Genomic DNA, 21,869 nt, shown 5'->3' on the forward strand with positions numbered 1-21,869 from the left:
TAAGGATAATTATTAGTTGTTTTTAGAATACCCAACTGCTTCTCCGAGTAAAGTTGCACTGGTGCACTGATCAATCCGTACCATTACAAAATCACCAATGTTATATGTTTCTTTAGGAAAAATTGCAACTATATTTTTTGTAGTTCTTCCGCTCCAATGCAGCGCTGATTTTTTGGACTCTTTTTCTATTAATACTTCAAAAGTTTGTCCTATATATGATTCGTGTCTATAGGCACAATGTTTACGTTGTAGGGCGATTACTTCTGCAAGTCTTCTTTTCTTAACTTCTTCGGGCACATCATCCTCTAATTTTCGTTCTGCAAGTGTGCCAGGTCTTTCAGAATAAGCATACATATATCCGTGCTCATATTTTATTTGTTCTAATAGCAATAATGTATCCTGATGATCTTCTTCGGTTTCTGTTGGGAAACCGATGATCATATCTTGTGTGATTGAGCAATCAGGAATTATTTTTTTGATATTGTCAACTAGATCAATGTATTCTTGTCTGGTGTGTAAACGATTCATTTCTTTCAAGATTCGGTCACTACCGCTTTGTATAGGGAGATGAATATGTTTGCAAATGTTTTTATGTTTTGCCATTACCTTGATAACAGCTAATGTCATATCTTGAGGATTAGAAGTCGAGAAGCGTATACGTAGTTTTGGATATTTCTCAGCAACCATATCTAATAACTTTGCAAAGTTTGTTGAGGTAGCTTTCTGAAAGTCACTAGCTTTATCAAAATCTTTTTTCAGACCACCGCCATACCATAAATAACTATCCACATTCTGCCCGAGTAACGTAATCTCTTTAAAATTTGAAAGTACCAGATCATCTATTTCTTTTAAGATACTTTGGGGATCCCGACTTCGTTCTCTACCTCTGGTAAAGGGTACTACGCAAAAGGTACACATATTATCACAGCCTCTGGTAATAGATACAAAAGCGGATACACCATTGCTTTGTAATCTTACTGGAGAAATATCTCCATAAGTTTCTTCTTTTGACAGTACAACATTTACTGCATTTCTACCTGCATCTACTTCTTCAATCAAATTTGGTAAATCTTTATAAGCATCAGGACCTACAACCAGATCTACAATTTTTTCTTCTTCCAGAAATTTACTTTTCAAGCGTTCTGCCATACATCCCAAAACACCTACTTTCATCTTTGGGTTTGTTCTTTTTACAGCATTGTATTTTTCCAGACGTTTCCTAACCGTTAATTCTGCTTTTTCACGGATAGAGCAAGTGTTAACCAGAACCAGATCTGCATCTTCTAGATTTTGAGTGGTGTTAAAACCCTCTTTAGCTAAAATCGAAGCTACAATTTCACTATCACTAAAATTCATCTGGCAACCATAACTTTCGATAAAAAGTTTGCGGCTATTTCCTTCTTTTTTTTCTAAGGACAGCGCTTGCCCCTGAACATTTTCATCAATAATCTTCTCCATTGTATACTGATATCCTTGCAGATTTAATTCAAATAGTGTGCAAAGATACTCTTTAAAACAATATATGACAAAGTGACAGGGTTATATTTCCTTAAATATATATCTTTAATAAAATTAATTAATTAAATCGCGTATGAATTCTAATCAACTCATGGAGAAAATTGAAAATAGCAACCCAATAGATTTTGGTAACATTTTCAATAAAAGCATTGAATTATTTAAAAAAGTATGGCTACAAGGGTTTGTTCATTTGCTCCTTTCTATGGTCATTGTGCTACCCTTAATTTTTGTAATGTATATTCCTGTAATTGCACTAGTTGGATTAACTGGTTTTGAAGAGTCTTATGGAGAGTATCCCAGTCAATTTGAAGAATTGTCTATAGGGTTGGCTATTTTATTTATAGTGTTAGTAATTGTAGTTTCTATGATTGCTTCAGCATTTCAATTCGGAATTACCGCTCATTTTTATCGCGTTTGTAAACAAGTGGATTTGGGTGAAAACGAAAGCTCCGGATACTTCATGTTTTTCAAAGGAAAATATTTGGGAAAGATTCTTGGGTTAGCGATAGCTACCTTTGGGATATCATTATTGGCTACCTTATTGTGTTTTATTCCTCTGTTTTATGTAATTGTTCCTTTACAGTTGTTAGGTGTTTTATTTGCTTTTAATCCTGATATAAATACTTCAGATTTAATTAAATCAAGTTTTAAATTAGGAAATAAAATTTGGTTAATAGCATTTTTGTTGATTATTATATCTTCTGTTTTAGCCGAATTTGTGGGGCTGATTATGTGTGGAGTAGGTATATTTTTTACAGTTTCTTTTGTCTATTTACCAGTGTATTTTATGTATAAGGACACGATTGGTTTCCAAAATACTAATGAGATGGATACTCGGGATAATGTAAGTATGTAATAAAGAAGGCAACTTTATTAGGATATAATATTTTTACTATAAATTTTCACGAAAAAATTTTGGTGTCAAAAAATTCATATACTTTTGTTCTCTGAAAATTAAGGATTATGGCTAAGAATTTAGTGATTGTAGAGTCACCAGCTAAGGCAAAGACAATAGAAAAGTTTCTTGGAAAAGAATACATCGTTGCCTCTAGTTTTGGACATATTGCAGATTTACCTGCAAAAGAGCTTGGAGTTGATGTTGAAGAAGGTTTTAAACCTAAATATATAGTCTCAAAAGATAAGAAAGATGTTGTAAAGAAGTTGAAGGATCTTTCTAAAAAAGCAGAAATGGTTTGGCTGGCTAGTGATGAGGATCGAGAAGGAGAAGCGATTGCCTGGCACTTGGCAGAAGCATTAAAATTAGATGAAAAGAGAACCAGAAGAATTGTTTTTCATGAGATTACAAAAAAAGCGATTCTTAAAGCAATTGAGAATCCAAGGGCAATTGATTACAATCTGGTTAATGCACAGCAAGCCAGGCGTGTTCTGGATAGATTGGTGGGATACGAATTGTCTCCTGTTTTATGGAGAAAGGTAAAAGGAGGTCTGTCTGCGGGTAGAGTACAGTCTGTGTCAGTACGTTTGATTGTAGAAAGAGAGCGTAAAATAGTAGGATTTAAGCCTGTTGCGTCTTATAGAATTGATGCAGAGTTTGCAAATGAAAAAGGAAAATCTTTCAAAGCAAAACTTCCTAAGAATTTCCCTACTAAAGCTGCTGCAGAAGATTTTTTAAAGAATAATATTGGCGCAGCATTTCGGGTTGCCGACCTTACTACAAAACCAGCAAAAAAATCTCCGGCACCACCATTTACAACATCCACATTGCAGCAAGAAGCATCTCGAAAATTATATTTTTCTGTTAGTAAGACTATGACCATGGCGCAGCGCTTATATGAAGCCGGGTTAATTACATACATGAGAACGGACAGTGTAAATTTGTCTGGAGAGGCTCAGAATGGAGCGAAAGCAGAAATTTTATCCGCATACGGAGAAGAATATAGTAACCCTAAGCAATATAAAGGTAAGGCAAAAGGGGCTCAAGAAGCTCACGAAGCCATCAGGCCTACTGATTTCTCAAGACATACCGTTCCTGCAGAGTATGATCAGCAAAGATTGTATGAATTAATATGGAAAAGAGCCATTGCTTCTCAAATGAGCGATGCGCAATTAGAAAGAACAAATGTTAAAATCGGTGCGGATACACATAAGGAGCATTTTACTGCTAATGGTGAGGTCATCAAATTTGAAGGCTTTTTAAAAGTATACTTAGAAGGAAGTGATGATGAAGATGAAGAGCAAAGTGGAATTCTTCCTGCGATGAGGGTGTCAGAAAAATTATTTAATAAGTATATTTCGGCTACAGAAAGATTTACAAGACCGCCAAGCAGATATTCTGAAGCTGCTTTGGTTAAAAAATTGGAAGAATTAGGGATAGGTCGTCCATCTACTTATGCACCTACGATATCTACGATTCAGAATAGAAAATATATAGAAAAAGGTTCTAAAGAAGGAGAAGATCGTGCCTATATCCAGATGGTACTTTCTGGAGAAGCTATACAAGAGAAAGGTCTGACAGAAAAAATAGGGAGTGATAAAGGGAAATTAATCCCTACAGATGTTGGCATGGTTGTGAATGATTTCTTGGTGAATCATTTTTCATCAATATTAGATTATAATTTCACAGCAAAAGTAGAACAGGACTTTGATGGTATAGCAGAAGGGAATGAAGACTGGACTCAGGTGATGAAGGAGTTTTATGAGGAATTTCATCCTAGAGTTGAAGATGTGTCTCAGAATGCTGATCGAGAAGTGGGTGAAAGAATTTTGGGAGAAGATCCAGATTCAGGAAAACCTGTAAGTGTGCGTTTGGGTAAATTTGGTGCAATGGTTCAGATTGGTACAGCAGAAGATGAGGATAAACCAAAATTTGCAAGTTTAGGTCCAGGACAGACTTTGAGTAGTATCACTTTTCAGGAGGCAATGGATTTATTCCAACTGCCAAAAGAGTTGGGGGTGTATAAAGAAGAAACGATTATTGTTAGTAATGGTCGTTTTGGTCCGTATATTCGTTTTGGCGATAAATTTGTTTCCTTAGAAAAAGGAGAAGATCCTCTCAATACTTCATTAGATAGAGCGATTGAGTTGATTGACGCCAAAGAAAAAGCAGATGCACCTATATATATATATGAAAATTTACCAGTTCAGAAAGGGACAGGGAGATTTGGTCCGTTTATTAAATGGAATAGCATGTTTATCAATGTGAACAAAAAGTATGATTTTGATAATCTTTCTGATCAGGATATCATCCAGTTGATTGAAGATAAAAAACAGAAAGAAATTGATAAAGTAATCCATAATTGGGAAGAAGATGGAATTCGTGTAGAGAAAGCAAGGTGGGGCAGAAGCAATATCATTCAGGGAAAAGTTAAGATTGAGCTTCCTAAAACTGTAGATGCGACTAAACTTACCTTGGATAAGGTTAAAGATCTTATAGAGAAAAATGCTCCTAAGAAAAAAGCAGCAACAAAAAAGAAAACTACTAAAAAAAAGACCACTAAAAAGAAGTAAAAAATATGTCTTTCGAATTTCTTTCTCCTGTTAGTGATGCGGTAGCTGATTATGTCAATTCAATTCAAGATCAATCTCTAGGAAAGCAAATTAAGATTCATACATCTGATACAGGTGTTCCTGATTTGAGTAAAGCAGATCTTGCAATTATCGGTATAAAAGAAAATAGGAATGATGTCGATTTTTCTGGAGCAGAAATAGATTTTAGTGCAATACGTAAATCATTGTATAGCCTGTATCCTGGAAACTGGCATACTTCTATTGTTGATTTGGGAGATATACATCCTGGAGAAGAAGTAGGTGATACATATTATTTGATGCAGGAAATTCTATCTACGCTTCTTCAAAAAAATATTATACCACTAATAATAGGAGGGAGTCAGGATTTAGTATATGCTCAGTATAGGGCTTTTGATATTTTAGAAAGAATGGTTAATCTGGTGAATGTGGATGGTAGATTTGATCTGGGGAACTCATCACAGCCAATTAAAAATAACTCTTTTATCGGTAAAATCATCGTAGAACAACCTTATAATCTTTTTAACTATAGTAATATTGGATATCAGACTTATTATAACTCTCAAGAAGAAATAGATCTGATGGAGAAATTGTATTTTGATGCATATAGATTAGGAGAAGTAATATCAGATGTAACGATTGTGGAGCCTATAATGAGAGATGCTGATATTGTGGCAGTAGATCTTGGCGCGATGTCTTCTATGGGGTATAATCAGCACTTTGTGTCTCCCAATGGTTTTGATGGAAGGGAAATATGTGCAATTTCCAGATATGCGGGTATTAGTGATAAAGTAAAAAGTTTTGGAATTTATGAATTTAAAAATTTTAAGGAAGAAGAGACTATATCTTTATTAATAGCACAAATAGTATGGTATTTCATAGAAGGTGTCAACTATAGATCTTATGAATTAGATATTAAGAATCAGGCAGGTACCCTTCATTATAATGTACCGGTAGAAGACGAAGTGTTGTCGTTTTATAAAAGTCATAAAACCGAAAGATGGTGGATAGAAATACCTTTTATTTCATCTGGCAATAATAAATTGAAAAGACACACGTTATTACCTTGCACATACAACGATTATGAGCGTGCTTGTAATCAAGAAATACCTGAAAGATGGTATAAAGCAAAACGAAAAAACGAAGTTTAACATTTTTATTAGGGAGATTTAAGGTTTTTTTTGGAAAAAAATTGTTTTTCTGAAAATAAATAAATAGGTTTACCAACTTAAATCTCAAAGATCTTAACCTAAAACACGTTATGAAGAAATTTGTATCACTCTTTGCTATTATAGCAATGCTCTACAGTTGTGGTGGCGGAAGTCGCGGAGAACTTGTCGGAGTAAAAGGGAAAAAATGGCATCCGGAGAAACCGTATGGAATGGCACTCATCCCCGGAGGATCATTCATTATGGGTAAATCCGATGATGACAAAGCTGCGCTCGCAAACGCGCCAACAAAAACAGTTACTGTTCGATCTTTTTACATGGACGAGACTGAAGTTACTAATAGTGAATACAGACAGTTTGTTCGTTGGGTTCGCGATTCTACAGTTAGAATGAAACTCGCGATTATGGCAGACGATCTTGGCAAAGCCCCTGGTGATGATGGTATCGGGGAATATGCATTCTTAGATGCCAACACAGAGGACATGTCTGTTTACGAGAAATATGTGTATGACAACTATACTGGTATAGGAGAAACAGGTTATGAAGGGAGAAAACTCAACAAAGATATAGATATCGAGTGGGATGTTGAAGATTATCCTGATGAATTCTATACAGAAGTTATGGATACTCTTTATATTCCTTTGGAGGAATCTTATAATGGTAGGCGTACTTTTGATGTAAGTAAATTTAAATTTAGATTTACTTGGATGGATATACAAGCTGCTGCACGTGCCAAAAAAGGAGGAAGAAAAGATTTTGTAAAAGAAGAAGTTATAGAAGTGTATCCAGATACGACAGTATGGATAAAAGATTTCAATTATTCTTATAATGAGCCAATGCATAATGATTATTTCTGGCATAGTGCTTATGATGATTATCCGGTTGTAGGTGTTTCCTGGGAACAGGCAAAAGCCTTTTGTACTTGGAGAACTATAGAAAAAAATTCATATCAGAAAAAGCGTAACAAGGAGTTTGTTAATTATTTCAGATTGCCTACCGAGGCAGAATGGGAATATGCTGCTCGTGGCGGATTAGAATCTGGAACGTACCCTTGGGGTGGTCCTTACGCTCTTAATGATAGAGGTTGCTTTTTGGCAAACTTTAAACCTCTTAGAGGAAACTATGCTGCTGATAATTTCTTATATACAGTAGAAGCCAAAACATTTGAGCCAAATGATTATAATCTTTATAATATGGCAGGTAATGTTTCTGAGTGGGTGCAGTCCTCTTATGACCCTGCATCTTATGAATATGTTTCATCAATGAACCCGAATGTTAATGATGATCAAAATAAACGAAAAGTTGTGCGAGGAGGATCTTGGAAAGATGTTGCTTACTTCCTACAGGTAAGTACCAGAGATTACGAATACGCTGACTCTGCTAGAAGTTATATCGGATTCAGAACTGTACAGGATTATATGGGTACTGACGTAACTGGAGAAGATAATACTCAAAATTAAGTTAAGTCCCAAAAGAATTCTATCAACTTAATTACTAACCTTTTTTATTTATTAATTTAAAATTTAAAAAAAAACTAAACACATTTATTATGGCAAATTCAAAATCAAGCAAGAAGTTAATGAACATGGTATACGGTCTCGGAGCGGCTGTAGTAATCCTTGGGGCATTATTTAAAATTATGCACTGGCCTTTAGGAAATGAAATGCTTATTGTTGGTTTGGTAACAGAGGCATTAGTATTTACCGTTTCTGCATTCGAACCAGTTGATGACGAGATAGATTGGTCATTAGTATACCCAGAATTAGCTGGTGGTTCTAAAAAAGACAAAATAGAAAAAGAAACTCCAGAAGGATTGTTATCTAAAAAACTAGATGATATGCTTAAAGAAGCTAGATTAGATTCTAGTTTGATGAGTAGTCTTGGAGACAGTATTCGTAATTTTGAAGGAGCTGCAAAAAATATTTCTCCTACAGTAGACGCAATTCAGGGTCAAAAGAAGTATAGTGAAGAGATGTCTAAAGCTGCAACTCAGTTAGAGTCTTTAAATAGTCTTTACAAAGTTCAGTTAGAGTCTTCTGCATCTCAAGCTGCTGCTAATCAAGCAATCGCTGATAATGCACAGAAGCTTAAAGATCAGATGGAAAGTCTTGCAAGTAACCTGTCTTCTCTTAATGGAGTATATGGTGGTATGTTAAGTGCTATGAATAGAAATTAGTATTTAATTAATTAAAAAATAACTACCAAAATATAACATAATAATATGGCAGGAGGAAAATTATCACCAAGGCAGAAGATGATAAATCTTATGTACTTGGTATTTATAGCGATGATGGCATTAAATATGTCAAAAGAAGTATTGTCAGCTTTCGGTTTGATGAATGAAAAACTAGCAGCTTCTAATACTATTTCGACAGAGCGTAATAACGCTTTTATGGCAGGTTTAGCAGAAAAAGTTTCTGAGCAACCTGAGAAGTATACACCGCTTAAGGAAAAGGCGGATCAGATAAGTGCTTTGTCTAATGATTTTAATGCTTTTATAGAAGGGATTAAAACAGAAATATTGGCAGAAAGTACAGATCCTACTGATTACGAGAAAATGGATCGACCTGATTTGTTGGATCAAAAATTCTTTAAAAGTGGTAAAACCACAAAGGATGCAGATGAATTTATTAGTCAGGTAGCTACCTACAGAGATGGAGTATCTTCTGCAATCAGATCAGTAAAAGAAGTTGAGCCCACTGTAGCAGATGATGTAGAAAAAACGTTCTCTACTGAAGATGTTAAAAATAGAGATAATGTAAATGTTAATTGGTTGAAGTATAACTTTGAAGGATTTCCTTTAGTAGCATCTTTGACAAAATTAACGCAGATGCAAGCGGATGTTAAAACTACAGAGAGTAAAGTGTTATCTGCATTATTAGCAGGACAGCAGGCATCTGAACTTTCTTTCAGTAATTATGAAGCGATTGTGGTTCCTGATAAAACAGCTTTCTTTAGTGGAGAGAAGTTTAAAGGACGTATTGTACTAGGTCGTTTTGATGCTACATTAAAACCAACAAAGGTAACGGTTAATGGAGTAGATCAGGATAAAGTAGAGAATGGACAAATTATGCTTGATTTCCCTGCAGGTAATGTAGGAGAAAGAGAGGTAAAAGGAGAATTACAATTTAAAGAAGGTGATTCTACTGTAACCATTCCTATCAAAAGTTCTTATGCAGTAATACCAAAACCTAATTCTGCAGTTATTTCAGCTGATAAAATGAATGTGGTGTACCGTGGGGTTAAGAACCCAATGACAATTTCTATTCCTGGTGTGCCAGCAGTAAATGCTACAGCTCCTGGTTTAAGAAAAGCTGGTGGTACTGGTAAATATGTGATGGATGTGACCAAAGTAAAAGCTCGTGAAGTGAGTATCAAAGTGAGTGGAAAACTTGCTAACGGAACATCTGTAAGTGATAGTAAGAAATTTAGAATTAAAGATCTTCCAAGACCTATAGGTACGGTTCGTGGTGAGGACGGTAGTATAAAAATGTCTAAGAGTGGTTTGGATAAATCCTCTATAGGTGCAATACTTCCAGATTTTGATTTTGATTTAAAACTTAAGGTTACAAGTTTTAAGTTTAAAGTAGAAGGTCAACCTACCGTAACAGTTTCTGGAGGAAGATTAAACTCTAGAGCAAAATCGACACTTAGAAAGGCGAAAAGAGGATCTTCAGTTCAGATTATTGATATTAAAGCCAAGTTAACTACTAACTCTACGTATAAGGTAAAGAAGATATCTCCTGTTATTGTTGAGTTAACGAACTAAAAAAAACTAACAATTATGAATTTGAGAAATTTATCATTAACTGTTTTTGGATTATGCGTGACTATGCTATCATATGGCCAGGCTAATATTCTAAACGCTAATGACCCTGATGAGATAGGAAAGAAAACACAGGAGCAAATAGATGCGGATAATGACCGTCCATTAGAATACGGATATGTTGATAAACGTGATGTATTATGGGCTAAGACTACTTGGGAAACTATCGATCTTGATGAGCGTATAAATTTTCCGTTGTATTATCCTATAGATACAGTGAATATTGGATCAGAAAGACGTGCTTTATATGATGTGTTGATGTCTAATATCAAAAACGGGAAAATACAAAAGATTTACTCAGATTCATATTTTAATGAAACGAGAACATTAGAAGATCTTGAGTCTACTTTATCAAAAATTGACACATTAGATCTTGGATATGAGCAATTTAATGCTGGTGAACAAGTAGATCCTCAGTACATAGAAAGAAGAGATATTTCTGCTGCCGATATATCAGAATATCATATCAGAGGATATTGGTATTTTGATAAAAGACAAGGGGAATTGAGATATAGATTGCTGGGAATTGCTCCGGTTGCACCAGATGTAAACTTTATAGAAGATGATGAGCCGGATATGGTTCCTTTGTTCTGGGTTTGGTATCCTGAGGCTAGGGATGTTCTTCATAATGCAACAGCATTTAATCGAAGAAATACTTCTATGCCATTTACTTATGATCATATTCTTAATGCAAGACGATTTAATTCTGTTATTAATCGAGAAGATAATATTCAGGGTGACCGCGCCGTTACGGATTATGTAATTGATAATGCTTTAATGCAATTACTGGAAAGTGAACGTATCAAAGAAAGTATTAGAAATTTTGAAATGGATATGTGGAGTTATTAGAACATCAATCTCTATAAGATATAATTAATAAAGCGCTCAGCAAAATGTTGAGCGCTTTTATTATTTTTGATCAATGATAGATTATATAATCGTAGGATTTGGATTAGCTGGATTATCTTTTGCGGAACAATTAGAAGATCATAAGAAATCTTTTATCGTTTATGAAGATGGATCTCAGTTATCTTCCAGAGTGGCAGGTGGACTTTATAATCCTGTAATCTTAAAACGTTTTACCTCTGCCTGGAAATCATCAGAGCAATTAAAAATTGCAGTACATTTTTATAAAAGTTTAGAACAAAAATTAGAAGAATCCCTTCTCATAGAATTACCTGTATTAAGAAGATTTACTTCTGTAGAGGAACAAAATTTATGGTTTGAAGCTTGTGATAAGCCAGTTTTAGAAACATATTTATCTTCAGAATTAATAAAAAATAATAATAAAGCGCTGGATATTCCATATCATTTTGGAGGAGTAAAGTATACAGGAAGGATAGATGTAAAAAAGATGCTCTCCTTATATCTTAGACATCTTGAGGAGAATGATAGGCTGATAAAACAATCTTTTGAGCACACATTTTTAGAGATTACACCTGATTTTGTAGTCTATAAAGGTATAAAAGCCAGAAATATTGTTTTTACTGAAGGTTTTGGAGTCTTAAATAATCCACTATTCAATTATTTGCCTTTACCTGGTAATAAAGGAGAATATATAATTATTAGATCAAGAAAATTAAAACTAAGACAAGCAGTAAAAGCATCTATTTTTATTATTCCGCTAGGGGATGATCTATATAAAATCGGAGCTACTTATAACAACAATGATAAAACTGCCATAATTACGCAATCTGCACGAGAAGAGTTAGAAAGAAAAGTACAGTCTTTTATGAATGTCGATTATGAAATTATAGACCAGGTAGCTGGTATTAGGCCAACGACAAGAGATAGAAAGCCTTTATTAGGTTCACATCCGGAATATGGAAATGTTCATATCTTTAATGGGCTAGGCAGTAGGGGGATTCTAGCGGGGCCTTATGTAGCAGAAAAACTGTATAATTATATAGAAAAAAAAGAGCCTTTAGAAAAAGAGATAGATTGTAAGCGTTTTGAGAAATTAAGATAATTCCTTTTCTTTTTTATAATGCATAAAAAAGTTGATCCAGATATTACGGGATATTCTTAGAATAACAGGTAAAAAAACAATCATAGTTGCTGTAATTAAAAAAAATGAAGCAACTAAGTTTAGTTTAAAAATAAAGAACCCTATAACAAAAGCTGCTACGGCAAAAGCAATTCCAACGGGATAACTTACATACATTGCACCATAGAAAAAAGAAGGTTCAATTTTATACTTAGTATTACAATGACTACAGCGTTCATTCATTTTTAGTGTTTCGCTTAGTTTGTATGGATTTTGTTGCGTATACATACTTTCTTCATGGCATACAGGACAGCTACCCGTAAAAATGCTGTAAATTTTTGTTCCTTTTAAGATACCCATAGTACTTTTATTCTATTACAAAATTAGTCATCTTTGCACAAAATATTCAAAAGCTCATGTTAAACATACATAACTTATCAATTTCGTTTGGAGGAGAATACCTATTTGAAGAAATAGCCTTTAGATTAAGCGCAGGAGACAGAGTAGGACTAGTAGGAAAGAATGGAGCAGGAAAATCTACTATGCTTAAGATATTATCCAAAGAGCAAGAGCCAGATTCTGGTCAGATTGCGATGGATAAAGAAGTGAAAATTGGTTTTCTAAAACAGGATATTGATTTTGTATTAGGACGCACGGTTCTAGATGAATCTTATGAAGCTTTTACAGAGATAAAAAAGATAGAACGAGAGATTGATGCTATTAATATTAAACTAGCAGAAAGAACGGATTATGAAAGCGAAAGCTATAATCAGCTGATAACCGATTTAAGCGACTATACGCATCAATACGAGATATTAGGAGGGTATAATTATCAAGGTGAGACAGAACGAGTTTTGCAGGGACTTGGATTTGCAAGGGAAGATTTTGAGAAACTTACAGATACTTTTTCGGGAGGATGGCGTATGCGGATAGAATTGGCAAAACTACTATTGCAAAATAATGATATTCTATTGCTGGATGAGCCTACTAATCACCTGGATATAGAGTCCATAATATGGTTAGAGAACTTTTTAAAAAACTACGCAGGCGTAGTGGTCATCGTTTCTCACGATAAAATGTTTCTAGATAATGTTACCAATAGAACGATCGAAATATCATTAGGTCGTATCTATGATTACAATAAACCATATTCTAAGTATTTGGTATTGCGCAAGGAGATGCGGGAACAGCAACTCGCTGCTCAGAAAAATCAGTCAAAACAGATTGAACAAACAGAAAAACTGATCGAGAAATTTAGAGCAAAGGCTACAAAAGCTTCTATGGCACAGTCGCTTATCAAAAAATTAGATAAAGTAGAGCGAATAGAGGTAGATGAAGATGATAATGCCGTAATGAATATCAGTTTTCCAATAAGCATCCAGCCAGGAAGAGTTGTTATCGAAGCAGAAAAAGTAGGCAAATGTTATGGTGATAAAGAGATTCTTAAAGATATTAACCTATTAGTAGAAAGAGGTTCAAAAACAGCATTTGTAGGTCAGAATGGTCAAGGAAAATCTACCTTGGCAAAAATGATAATCGAAGAAATACCCTATGCAGGGAATTTAAAACTAGGTCATAATGTACAGATCGGATATTTTGCACAAAATCAATCAGAATACTTGGATGGAGAATTGACTATTCACGACACGATGGTGAATGCTGCAAACGAAAAGACTCGCAGTAAAGTCAGGGATATGCTGGGAGCATTTTTGTTTCGGGGAGATGAAGTGGATAAAAAAGTAAAAGTGCTTTCTGGGGGCGAACGTAATCGTTTAGCATTATGTAAGATGTTATTAGAGCCTTTTAATGTGTTGGTTATGGATGAGCCTACAAATCATCTGGATATTAAATCTAAGAATATCTTAAAAGAAGCTTTAAAAAGCTTTGAAGGAACATTAATTTTAGTATCTCATGATAGGGATTTTCTGCAAGGATTGACAGATACTGTATATGAGTTTAAAGATAAACAGATCAAAGAATACCTGGGAGATATCGATTTTTATTTAGAGCAAAGAAGGGTAGCAGATCTTAGAGATATTGAGAAAAAAGACAAGAAGCCTAAAACTATTTCTACAACCAAAGAAACAGCAAAGCAATCTTATGAGGATCAAAAGAAACTAAAATCACTAAATAATAGGTTGAGTAATGTAGAGTCCAAGATCAATAAATTAGAAAGAGAGATCAAAGAAATTGATGTAGAATTAGCTATAAACTATGATCAGACAATCTCGCAACCAGGTTTTTTTGATAAATATCAGGCAAAAAAAGATCAATTAGTATCTTTTATGGAGAACTGGGAAACCTTACAGGAAGAAATTGATGCATTGTCTTAAGTATTTTTATTTGCTGTTTTTTTTATAAGTTTTATAAAGATAAAAGCTTTTATTAAGATTTTTTCTGTAATCGATGTTGTTTTTTAAAGATCATTGAATGCCTGTATGTTACTGTAATATTAAGTTATAAAATATAATACACTTTTCTAATAATTTTATCGTTACTTGGAGGGACAACTAAATATTTATAGATATTTTTGTAACCGTAAATTAAATTATGTTATTTATGAATGATACAAAAGCCATAGATTTAAATGCTCATGCCTTATCTTGGGTGGGGAAAATTCATTATGATTTTGGATTCTTAGTTCAGAAAGCGTTTAGTGAGAATGGATTAGATTTATCAAAAGAACAATGGAGTGTTCTAAAACGTTTAAAAGTAAATGATGGACAACCACAAAATGATCTGGCTTTTATTACGCATAGAGATAAAACTTCTATGACCAGATTAATAAACACCATGGAAAGTAAAGATCTGGTAGTACGAAAAAGTGATGAGAATGACAGAAGAGTAAATCGTATATTTCTTACTGATTATGGAAAAGAAATAATAGAAAAAGTGACGCCTATTATGTATAATCTTATTCCAGCAGTACAAGAAAGTCTAAGTAATGAAGAAATAGAAAATTTAATTACTACACTAAAGAAGATAAAATCTAAAATTGAAGAGATAGCAGAATAACCATAGATTTAATAATAATATTAAGAAGGGTGTCTAACTATTTTAGGGATCCTTTTTTTGTAATTTCAATTTTATGAGTTTTTTAACTGCAAGCTAGTATAGTTGTTGATAGTTTTGTGCCATAATGTAAGAGCATTTTTTAAAAGAATATAAACTAAAAATCAATAGTTTGAGAGTCGGAAGATACTTATAAATTATATGGGTATCTGAATATTAAAAATTCGCGGTTCTCAGAATAGTTGTTTTCAGGAAGTAAGTTTTTTAAACAAGCTCTAAGTGTGAAACTTATTTTTATCCTACTCTTTATATGAGAAACGTTATACTTGCTATTTTAGGATTGTTATTAATCGCTGGATCCATATTCGCAGCCAAGGAGATCATAGCAAGCAAAACAAGATTTAAGCCCAAACCTGGCAAAGTGATCAAGACTGTCTTTGTAGACACCGTAAAAAATACTTCTATCCCTATTAAAATCTCGGCTAATGGTAATTTGATAGCAAAAAGACGTGTAGCGCTATATGCAGAAGTTCAGGGAGTATTCAAAGGAGGTGCTAAACTTTTTAAAACGGGTCAAAGATTTCAAAAAGGAGAAACACTTATCAGGATAGATGCATCAGAATATTATGCATCTGTACAATCAGCAAAAAGTAATTTATATAATTTGATTACATCTATTATGCCTGATTTGCGATTAGACTATCCGGATATTTATAAAAAATGGCAAAACTATCTCAGCAGCTTTGATATTAATAAAACAATACTTCCACTTCCGGAAACTACTTCAGAAAAAGAAAAATATTTTATAACCGGAAGAAATATCTACTCAAATTATTACAATGTAAAGAATCTGGAGCAACGATTGTCTAAATATAGGATTATAACTCCATTCTCGGGAGTACTTACAGAAGCATTGGTAACAGAAGGAACTTTGATTCGTCAAGGTCAGAAACTAGGAGAATTTATAAAAACAGGAGTGTATGAGATAGAAGTGGCAATAGGAAAAGAATATGCTGATTTATTAAGGATAGGAGCGCCCGTCTCACTTTCAGATCTTAATAAATCCAAAAAATATGTAGGAACTGTGACCAGAATAAATGGTAGTATAGATCAGGCAACCCAAACGATTACTACCGTTATAGAAGTAAAAGATTCATCACTTAAAGAAGGAATGTATCTGGAAGCCTATCTGGATACCCGTAACGAAGACAATGCTATAGAGATAGACAGAAACTTATTACAAGAAGAAGATAAAATTTTTGTGGTCAGAGATAGTATTTTAGATATTATTGATGTGCAACCCGTATTTTTTTCTGATAAAAAAGTAGTTGTCAAAGGAGTTCCTAATGGAGATATAATTCTTAGTAAACCTACTCCCGGAGCATACGCAGGAATGTTGGTGAAAGTATATCAGGAAAAAAAAGAGACTTCCCCCGTCAAAAATGACAAAACTGTTAATGCTTATAAAAAACAGTAGTCATGCGTAAAGTAATAGCTTATTTTATTAAATATCACGTTGCTGTAAATGTGGTAGTACTTGCTTTTTTTGGTTTTGGCATTGCAGGAGTACTTTCTCTGAAATCATCATTCTTTCCATTAATAGATGCAAAGAATATTAATATTAATATTACTTATCCCGGAGCTTCTCCTCTGGAGGTAGAAGAAGGAATTGTACTAAAAATAGAAGATAATCTAAAAGGATTGGATGGAGTTGAACGCGTTACTTCAACCTCCAGAGAAAATAGTGGTAATATCAATGTCGAGATTGAAAAAGGAAAAGATATTGATTTTATGTTGCTCGAAGTAAAAAATGCTGTTGATAGAGTACCTTCATTTCCTACAGGAATGGAACCGCTAGTTGTAGCAAAACAAGAAGCAATTCGTCCGACTATTAGTTTTTCCGTTAGCGGAAAAGGAATACCTCTTGCTACCTTAAAACAGATAGGAAGACAGGTAGAAAATGACCTTAGAGGGATTGATGGGATTTCTCAGATATCAGTTAGTGGATATCCAGCAGAAGAAATCGAGATTGCAGTTGATGAGAATACCTTGTTGGCATATGAACTTAGTTTCAATCAAGTGGCACAAGCAGTCAATCAAGCAAATATTTTGACAACCGGAGGAACCATCAAAACCGATGCCGAAGAATATTTAATACGGGCAAACAATCGCTCTTATTATGGCAATGAGTTGTCCAATCTTATTGTTAAAACAGATCTTACAGGGCGTACTATACGTCTTAAGGATGTAGCCACCATACGGGATCGATTTTCTGAAACTGCCAATGCTACCTATTTTAATGGAGATTTATCCATTAATATGGAAATCACCAGCACCAATACAGAAGATCTTATCTCTTCTGCTGATAACGTAAAAGAATATATAGAAGAGTTTAATCAGAAATATGACAACCTCTCACTAAACGTAATAAGTGATAGGTCCATTACATTAGTCCAACGTACAGAATTGCTTACAGAAAATGCGATCATCGGGATGTTATTGGTATTGACATTTTTATCCCTGTTTTTAAATACGAGATTGGCATTTTGGGTTGCATTTGGACTTCCGGTTGCATTTATGGGGATGTTTATTTTTGCAGGATCTTTTGGGGTGACAATTAATGTACTATCGCTGTTTGGGATGATCATAGTAATTGGTATTCTGGTAGATGATGGTATTGTCATTGCAGAAAATATATACCAACATTATGAGCGTGGTAAAACCCCTGTACAGGCAGCCATTGATGGAACCATAGAAGTAATACCGCCTATAATCTCTGCAATCATTACTACAATACTGGCTTTTGGTATTTTTTTATTTTTGGATGGGCGTATCGGAGAGTTTTTTGGAGAAGTCTCTGTAATTGTAATTCTTACCCTAACTGTTTCTTTAGTAGAAGCTCTGATCATTCTGCCCGCACATTTAGCGCATTCTAAAGCACTAAAAAAACAAGATGCAAAACCCAAAAGTAGTATCGGAGCGATTTTTTCAAAACTACGTTATATAAACACCTTTGGAGATAAGATTATGAGTTGGTTACGGGATAATATGTATAGTCCTGCATTACGATTTACATTACAAAATAAGCTTTTTACATTTTCAATTTTTGTAGTTTTTCTCGTTTTAACGATAGGAAGTATAGGAGGAGGTATTGTGAGAACTTCAATTTTTCCAAGAATCGCTAGTGATCGATTGTCGATTAATCTAGAAATGCCTAATGGAACTAACGAGAAAACAACAGATAGTATCATTTCTTTAATAGAAGAAAATGCCTGGTTGGTAAATGATGAGCTTTCAGAAAAATACTTAAAAGGGGAAGAATACAGAGGTAAAAAATTATTTGAAAACGTAATAACAAATGTTGGCCCCGGATCAGCCTCTGCTTCATTGGTAATTAATTTATTACCAGGAGAAGAGCGACCGGATGAAGTATTATCTTCATTGGTTACCGATCTTATTAGCGAAAAAGTAGGCCCGGTGATAGGCGTAGAAAGTTTAGTCTATGGTAGTGGTGGAAATTTTGGGGGAAGACCAGTTTCTGTTTCCCTGTTAGGAAATAATATCGAAGAGCTAAAAGCTGCCAAAGCTGAATTAAAACAATCGATGGTGCGTAACTCATTATTGAAAGATGTCACAGATAATGATCCTGCAGGGATTAAGGAAATTCGTCTTGAGTTAAAAGAAAATGCCTATCTCTTAGGTCTTAATCTAAGAGATATAATGGCTCAGGTACGTGCAGGATTTTTTGGAGTACAGGCACAACGATTCCAGCGCGGACAGGATGAGATCAGAGTATGGGTGCGATATGATAGAGAGAACCGGTCTTCTATCTCTAATCTTAGTGATATGCGTATTACTACCAATACAGGAGAACGAATACCACTTAACGAAATTGCAAATTACACTATAGAACGAGGTGATGTAGCTGTAAATCACTTAGACGGACGTAGAGAAATTCAAATTTCTGCAGACTTAAAAAACCCTGAAACAAGCAGTGCTCCGGATATTTTACAAGAAATCAGAACGGTGACCATGCCAGAAATACTTTCTAAATATCCTACCGTGACTCCTTCATATGAAGGTCAAAATAGAGAAGCAGGTAAATTTTTAGGCTCTCTTGGTTCTGTAGGGCTTACAGTACTGGCATTAATATATATAACCATTGCTTTTACCTTTAGAAGTTATAGTCAACCATTACTACTACTTTTATTAATTCCCTTAAGTTTGCCCGCCGTAGCTTTAGGACATTGGGCACATAGTTTTTCTATCAACCTATTGTCTCTATTGGGAATTATTGCTTTAATAGGGATTATGGTAAATGATGGACTGGTATTAATAGGTAAATTTAATAGCAACCTAAAAGAAGGTTTGACATTTGATAAAGCTATTTATGAAGCAGGTCGATCACGTTTTAGAGCTATATTCCTAACATCTCTTACTACTATTGCAGGGTTGGCACCACTAATTTTTGAAGAAAGCCGTCAGGCCAAATTTCTGATCCCCATGGCAATCTCTATTGCTTATGGGATAGGTTTTGCTACGGTACTTACATTATTAGTACTTCCATTATTTTTATCATTTAGCAATAATCTAAAAGTTGGAACCAAGTGGTTAATTACCGGGAATAAGATCACAAAAGAAGAAGTAGAGCGTGCTATAAAAGAACAAAACGAAGAACATGAAGAACATTAAAAACAAGAAGAGTTGTATTCTGTATTTGGTGACCTTTCTACTTTTAACTTCTACAGGGATTGCTCAGCAATTAACAAAAGAAGAAGCAATACGAGTAACCCTGGAAAATAATTTTGGGATACTTATCGCTACCAATACCATAGAAGCTGCTAATAATACAAAAGGAATTCTCAATTCGGGATATTTGCCGTCGATATCCGGAACTGCAGGAGCAGTTCATAATATAGATAATACAGAGGCGACATTTGCCAATGGTAATGTAACCAAATTGGATGGAGCAGAAAGTGATCGTTTTAATGCCTCTGTCAGTCTTAATTATACCTTATTTGATGGACTAGGACGCTATTATAATTATAAAAGATTTAAAGAACAATATAATCTAACAGGATTACAAGCCAGAGAAACTATAGAGAATACGATTTTACAATTATTTAGTGTGTATTATGAAGTTGCCAGATTATCAGAAAATGTAGCCATACTGCAAGAAACGCTAAAAATATCTCAGGAAAGAATTACCAGAGCTACGTATCAGTTTGAATATGGACAAAATACAAAACTAGGTGTTCTAAATGCTCAGGTAGATGTAGCAAATGATAGTATTAATTTATTGAATACGCGTCAGCAGTTGATCAATACCAAGCGGGATTTGCAAGTAATTCTTAATGATGAATTAGAAAAAAGTGTAGAAGTAGATACAGGAATACAATTTATTCCAGAGTTGCAATTAGATACATATATCGAGAGCTATACAGATCATAATGTTACGTTATTGCAAAACGAAACGAATGTCAGGATTAATGAATACGATATCAAGGTGAGTAGATCCGGATATTTACCTACTATAGGACTTACCGGGACATATGGATGGAATAAAAATAATAATAATGCCGCTGCCTTTCTTACGACACAAACATCTACAGGGCTGTCTACATCATTAAATTTTTCGTGGAATCTTTTTGATGGAGGAAGTACAATAACAAGGATCAAGAATGCCAAAATTGCACTGGATAATCAGGAATTATTAAAAAAACAAATAGAAGTGCAGGTCGACAGAGATGTTAAAAATGCAATAGGTAATTTTAAAAACTTACTGAGTATCTATGAGATTCAGCAACAGAATGTACTGACTAATCAGAATAATTTTGAGCGTTCGCAGGAGCGTTTTAAACTAGGTCAAATCACATCAATAGAATTTAGGCAGGCACAGGTTAATCTTATCAATGCCAAAACCAATAAGAATTTGGCAAAATACAATGCTAAGATTGCAGAACTACAATTACTGCAACTCACAGGGCAGTTGCTGAATGTTGACTTCTAATTCTGATATTGTGGAATTGATGAAGGAGAATAATAGTTAATAGGATGATATTAGAAAAATATTAATGATAGTGATTTTTGTAAAAAACGTATCGAGAAATTTTTCAAAGGCGAGAATTTGACAGTAGCATTGAATTGTAGGATCATATGTGTTTTAAAGTAACAGAAAAATGAGTGCTATGTTTGAACACTTTTTTCAATGCCCTTATTGTTGGGAAGAAATATCAATGTTATTAGACCCTTCAGTATCATATCAAGTGTATGTAGAAGATTGCGAAGTATGCTGTAATCCTATTGAGATACGTCCAGGTTTTGAAGAACAGGAGTTAATCACTTTTGAAGCCCTGAGTATTGAGCAGTAGCATAATACCATCTTAACTTTGTAATAGCACTAATAAATTCAATTTCTATAGACACGATGTCAGAGTTAAAATGGGATAACATGTATTTCTAATTGAATAGTTACTTACTTACCTTACGCATAAATACATGCCCAGAATTGTGTCGTTTTTGTGCTTCACATAATAATGTGATTTTTTAAAATGGAGTCAAACAATCAAAGATTTACCTTATAGAAATTAAGGTAGAAGACAACATCGTGTTTATAAGATATTTCTGAGTATAGTTGAAAAATAGCTTTGATAAATGGGGAATTTTGCTTTATTTTGTTGTTTAGATACTGTGAACTGATAGCAGTTTTAATGAATATCCACTCAAAAGAGATTAAGGTATCATAATATATGATAATCTGATTTTCTATTATTAGGTAGGTTTATGTCAGAATTGTATGATACTCTTGATATATAAAATAGAGGATGTATATCTTTTATGTTGGTGTTAACAGTATTTGAAACTGAAAATT

At 34.0% G+C, this 21,869-nt stretch carries 16 protein-coding genes; 14 read left to right on the forward strand and 2 right to left on the reverse strand.

Going from position 1 to position 21,869, the window contains the following annotated elements:
- Positions 1-12: 12 nt before the first annotated feature.
- On the reverse strand, positions 13-1,458 hold the full coding sequence (miaB, locus tag F0000_RS08770; protein WP_149624342.1) for a tRNA (N6-isopentenyl adenosine(37)-C2)-methylthiotransferase MiaB: 1,446 nt from the start codon (positions 1,456-1,458) through the stop codon (positions 13-15).
- Positions 1,459-1,609: 151 nt separating this feature from the next.
- On the opposite strand from miaB, the gene F0000_RS08775 reads away from it, so the two are divergent.
- The 8 genes from F0000_RS08775 (at position 1,610) to F0000_RS08810 (ending at position 11,968) form a co-directional block, all read left to right on the forward strand.
- On the forward strand, positions 1,610-2,374 hold the full coding sequence (locus tag F0000_RS08775) for a hypothetical protein (protein ID WP_255452680.1): 765 nt from the start codon (positions 1,610-1,612) through the stop codon (positions 2,372-2,374).
- A 107-nt stretch (positions 2,375-2,481) separates the two neighbouring features.
- A complete protein-coding gene (gene topA, locus F0000_RS08780) occupies positions 2,482-4,986 on the forward strand; it encodes a type I DNA topoisomerase (protein WP_149624344.1) in 2,505 nt (834 codons plus the stop codon).
- Positions 4,987-4,991: 5 nt separating this feature from the next.
- Positions 4,992-6,155 carry a formimidoylglutamase gene (locus F0000_RS08785; protein ID WP_149624345.1) on the forward strand — a complete coding sequence of 388 codons (1,164 nt, stop codon included), beginning with the start codon at positions 4,992-4,994 and terminating at the stop codon, positions 6,153-6,155.
- 110 nt (positions 6,156-6,265) lie between these two features.
- Positions 6,266-7,633: a gliding motility lipoprotein GldK gene (gene gldK / locus F0000_RS08790; protein ID WP_149624346.1), complete on the forward strand. Its 1,368-nt coding sequence runs from the start codon at positions 6,266-6,268 to the stop codon at positions 7,631-7,633.
- Between the two features lie 89 nt (positions 7,634-7,722).
- Entirely contained in the window at positions 7,723-8,349 is a 627-nt protein-coding gene (gldL, locus tag F0000_RS08795) for a gliding motility protein GldL (RefSeq protein WP_149624347.1), read from the forward strand.
- A gap of 45 nt (positions 8,350-8,394) precedes the next feature.
- Positions 8,395-9,942 (forward strand): gliding motility protein GldM, encoded by a 1,548-nt coding sequence (gene gldM / locus F0000_RS08800; RefSeq protein WP_149624348.1) that lies wholly within the window; start codon positions 8,395-8,397, stop codon positions 9,940-9,942.
- 15 nt (positions 9,943-9,957) lie between these two features.
- The gene (gldN, locus tag F0000_RS08805; RefSeq protein WP_149624349.1) at positions 9,958-10,848 is read left to right on the forward strand and encodes a gliding motility protein GldN; all 891 of its coding nucleotides are present in this window, start codon (positions 9,958-9,960) and stop codon (positions 10,846-10,848) included.
- Positions 10,849-10,921: 73 nt separating this feature from the next.
- Positions 10,922-11,968: an FAD-binding oxidoreductase gene (locus F0000_RS08810; RefSeq protein WP_149624350.1), complete on the forward strand. Its 1,047-nt coding sequence runs from the start codon at positions 10,922-10,924 to the stop codon at positions 11,966-11,968.
- Here the strand turns inward: F0000_RS08810 and F0000_RS08815 are convergent.
- Positions 11,960-12,346, reverse strand: coding sequence for a DUF983 domain-containing protein (locus tag F0000_RS08815; protein WP_149624351.1), 387 nt, complete (start codon positions 12,344-12,346; stop codon positions 11,960-11,962). The two genes, F0000_RS08810 and F0000_RS08815, sit on opposite strands and share 9 nt — an antisense overlap.
- A gap of 56 nt (positions 12,347-12,402) precedes the next feature.
- Between F0000_RS08815 and F0000_RS08820 the strand changes: the two genes are divergently transcribed.
- The 6 genes from F0000_RS08820 to F0000_RS08845 all read left to right on the forward strand — a co-directional run bounded on the left by F0000_RS08820 (position 12,403) and on the right by F0000_RS08845 (position 21,369).
- Complete coding sequence (locus F0000_RS08820; RefSeq protein WP_149624352.1) at positions 12,403-14,319, forward strand: ABC-F family ATP-binding cassette domain-containing protein; 1,917 nt, start codon at positions 12,403-12,405, stop codon at positions 14,317-14,319.
- A gap of 226 nt (positions 14,320-14,545) precedes the next feature.
- The gene (locus tag F0000_RS08825) at positions 14,546-15,001 is read left to right on the forward strand and encodes a MarR family winged helix-turn-helix transcriptional regulator (RefSeq protein WP_149624353.1); all 456 of its coding nucleotides are present in this window, start codon (positions 14,546-14,548) and stop codon (positions 14,999-15,001) included.
- A 307-nt stretch (positions 15,002-15,308) separates the two neighbouring features.
- Positions 15,309-16,475, forward strand: a complete 1,167-nt coding sequence (locus tag F0000_RS08830; protein ID WP_149624354.1) for an efflux RND transporter periplasmic adaptor subunit — start codon at positions 15,309-15,311, stop codon at positions 16,473-16,475.
- A 2-nt stretch (positions 16,476-16,477) separates the two neighbouring features.
- Positions 16,478-19,690 carry an efflux RND transporter permease subunit gene (locus F0000_RS08835; protein WP_149624355.1) on the forward strand — a complete coding sequence of 1,071 codons (3,213 nt, stop codon included), beginning with the start codon at positions 16,478-16,480 and terminating at the stop codon, positions 19,688-19,690.
- Positions 19,677-21,008, forward strand: coding sequence for a TolC family protein (locus tag F0000_RS08840; RefSeq protein ID WP_149624356.1), 1,332 nt, complete (start codon positions 19,677-19,679; stop codon positions 21,006-21,008). Before F0000_RS08835 ends, F0000_RS08840 begins: the two co-directional genes overlap by 14 nt.
- Positions 21,009-21,186: 178 nt before the next feature.
- The gene (locus F0000_RS08845; protein WP_149624357.1) at positions 21,187-21,369 is read left to right on the forward strand and encodes a CPXCG motif-containing cysteine-rich protein; all 183 of its coding nucleotides are present in this window, start codon (positions 21,187-21,189) and stop codon (positions 21,367-21,369) included.
- Positions 21,370-21,869: the final 500 nt, after the last annotated feature.

The sequence above is a fragment of the Aquimarina sp. RZ0 genome, from assembly GCF_008370685.1.
Taxonomy (GTDB): domain Bacteria; phylum Bacteroidota; class Bacteroidia; order Flavobacteriales; family Flavobacteriaceae; genus Aquimarina.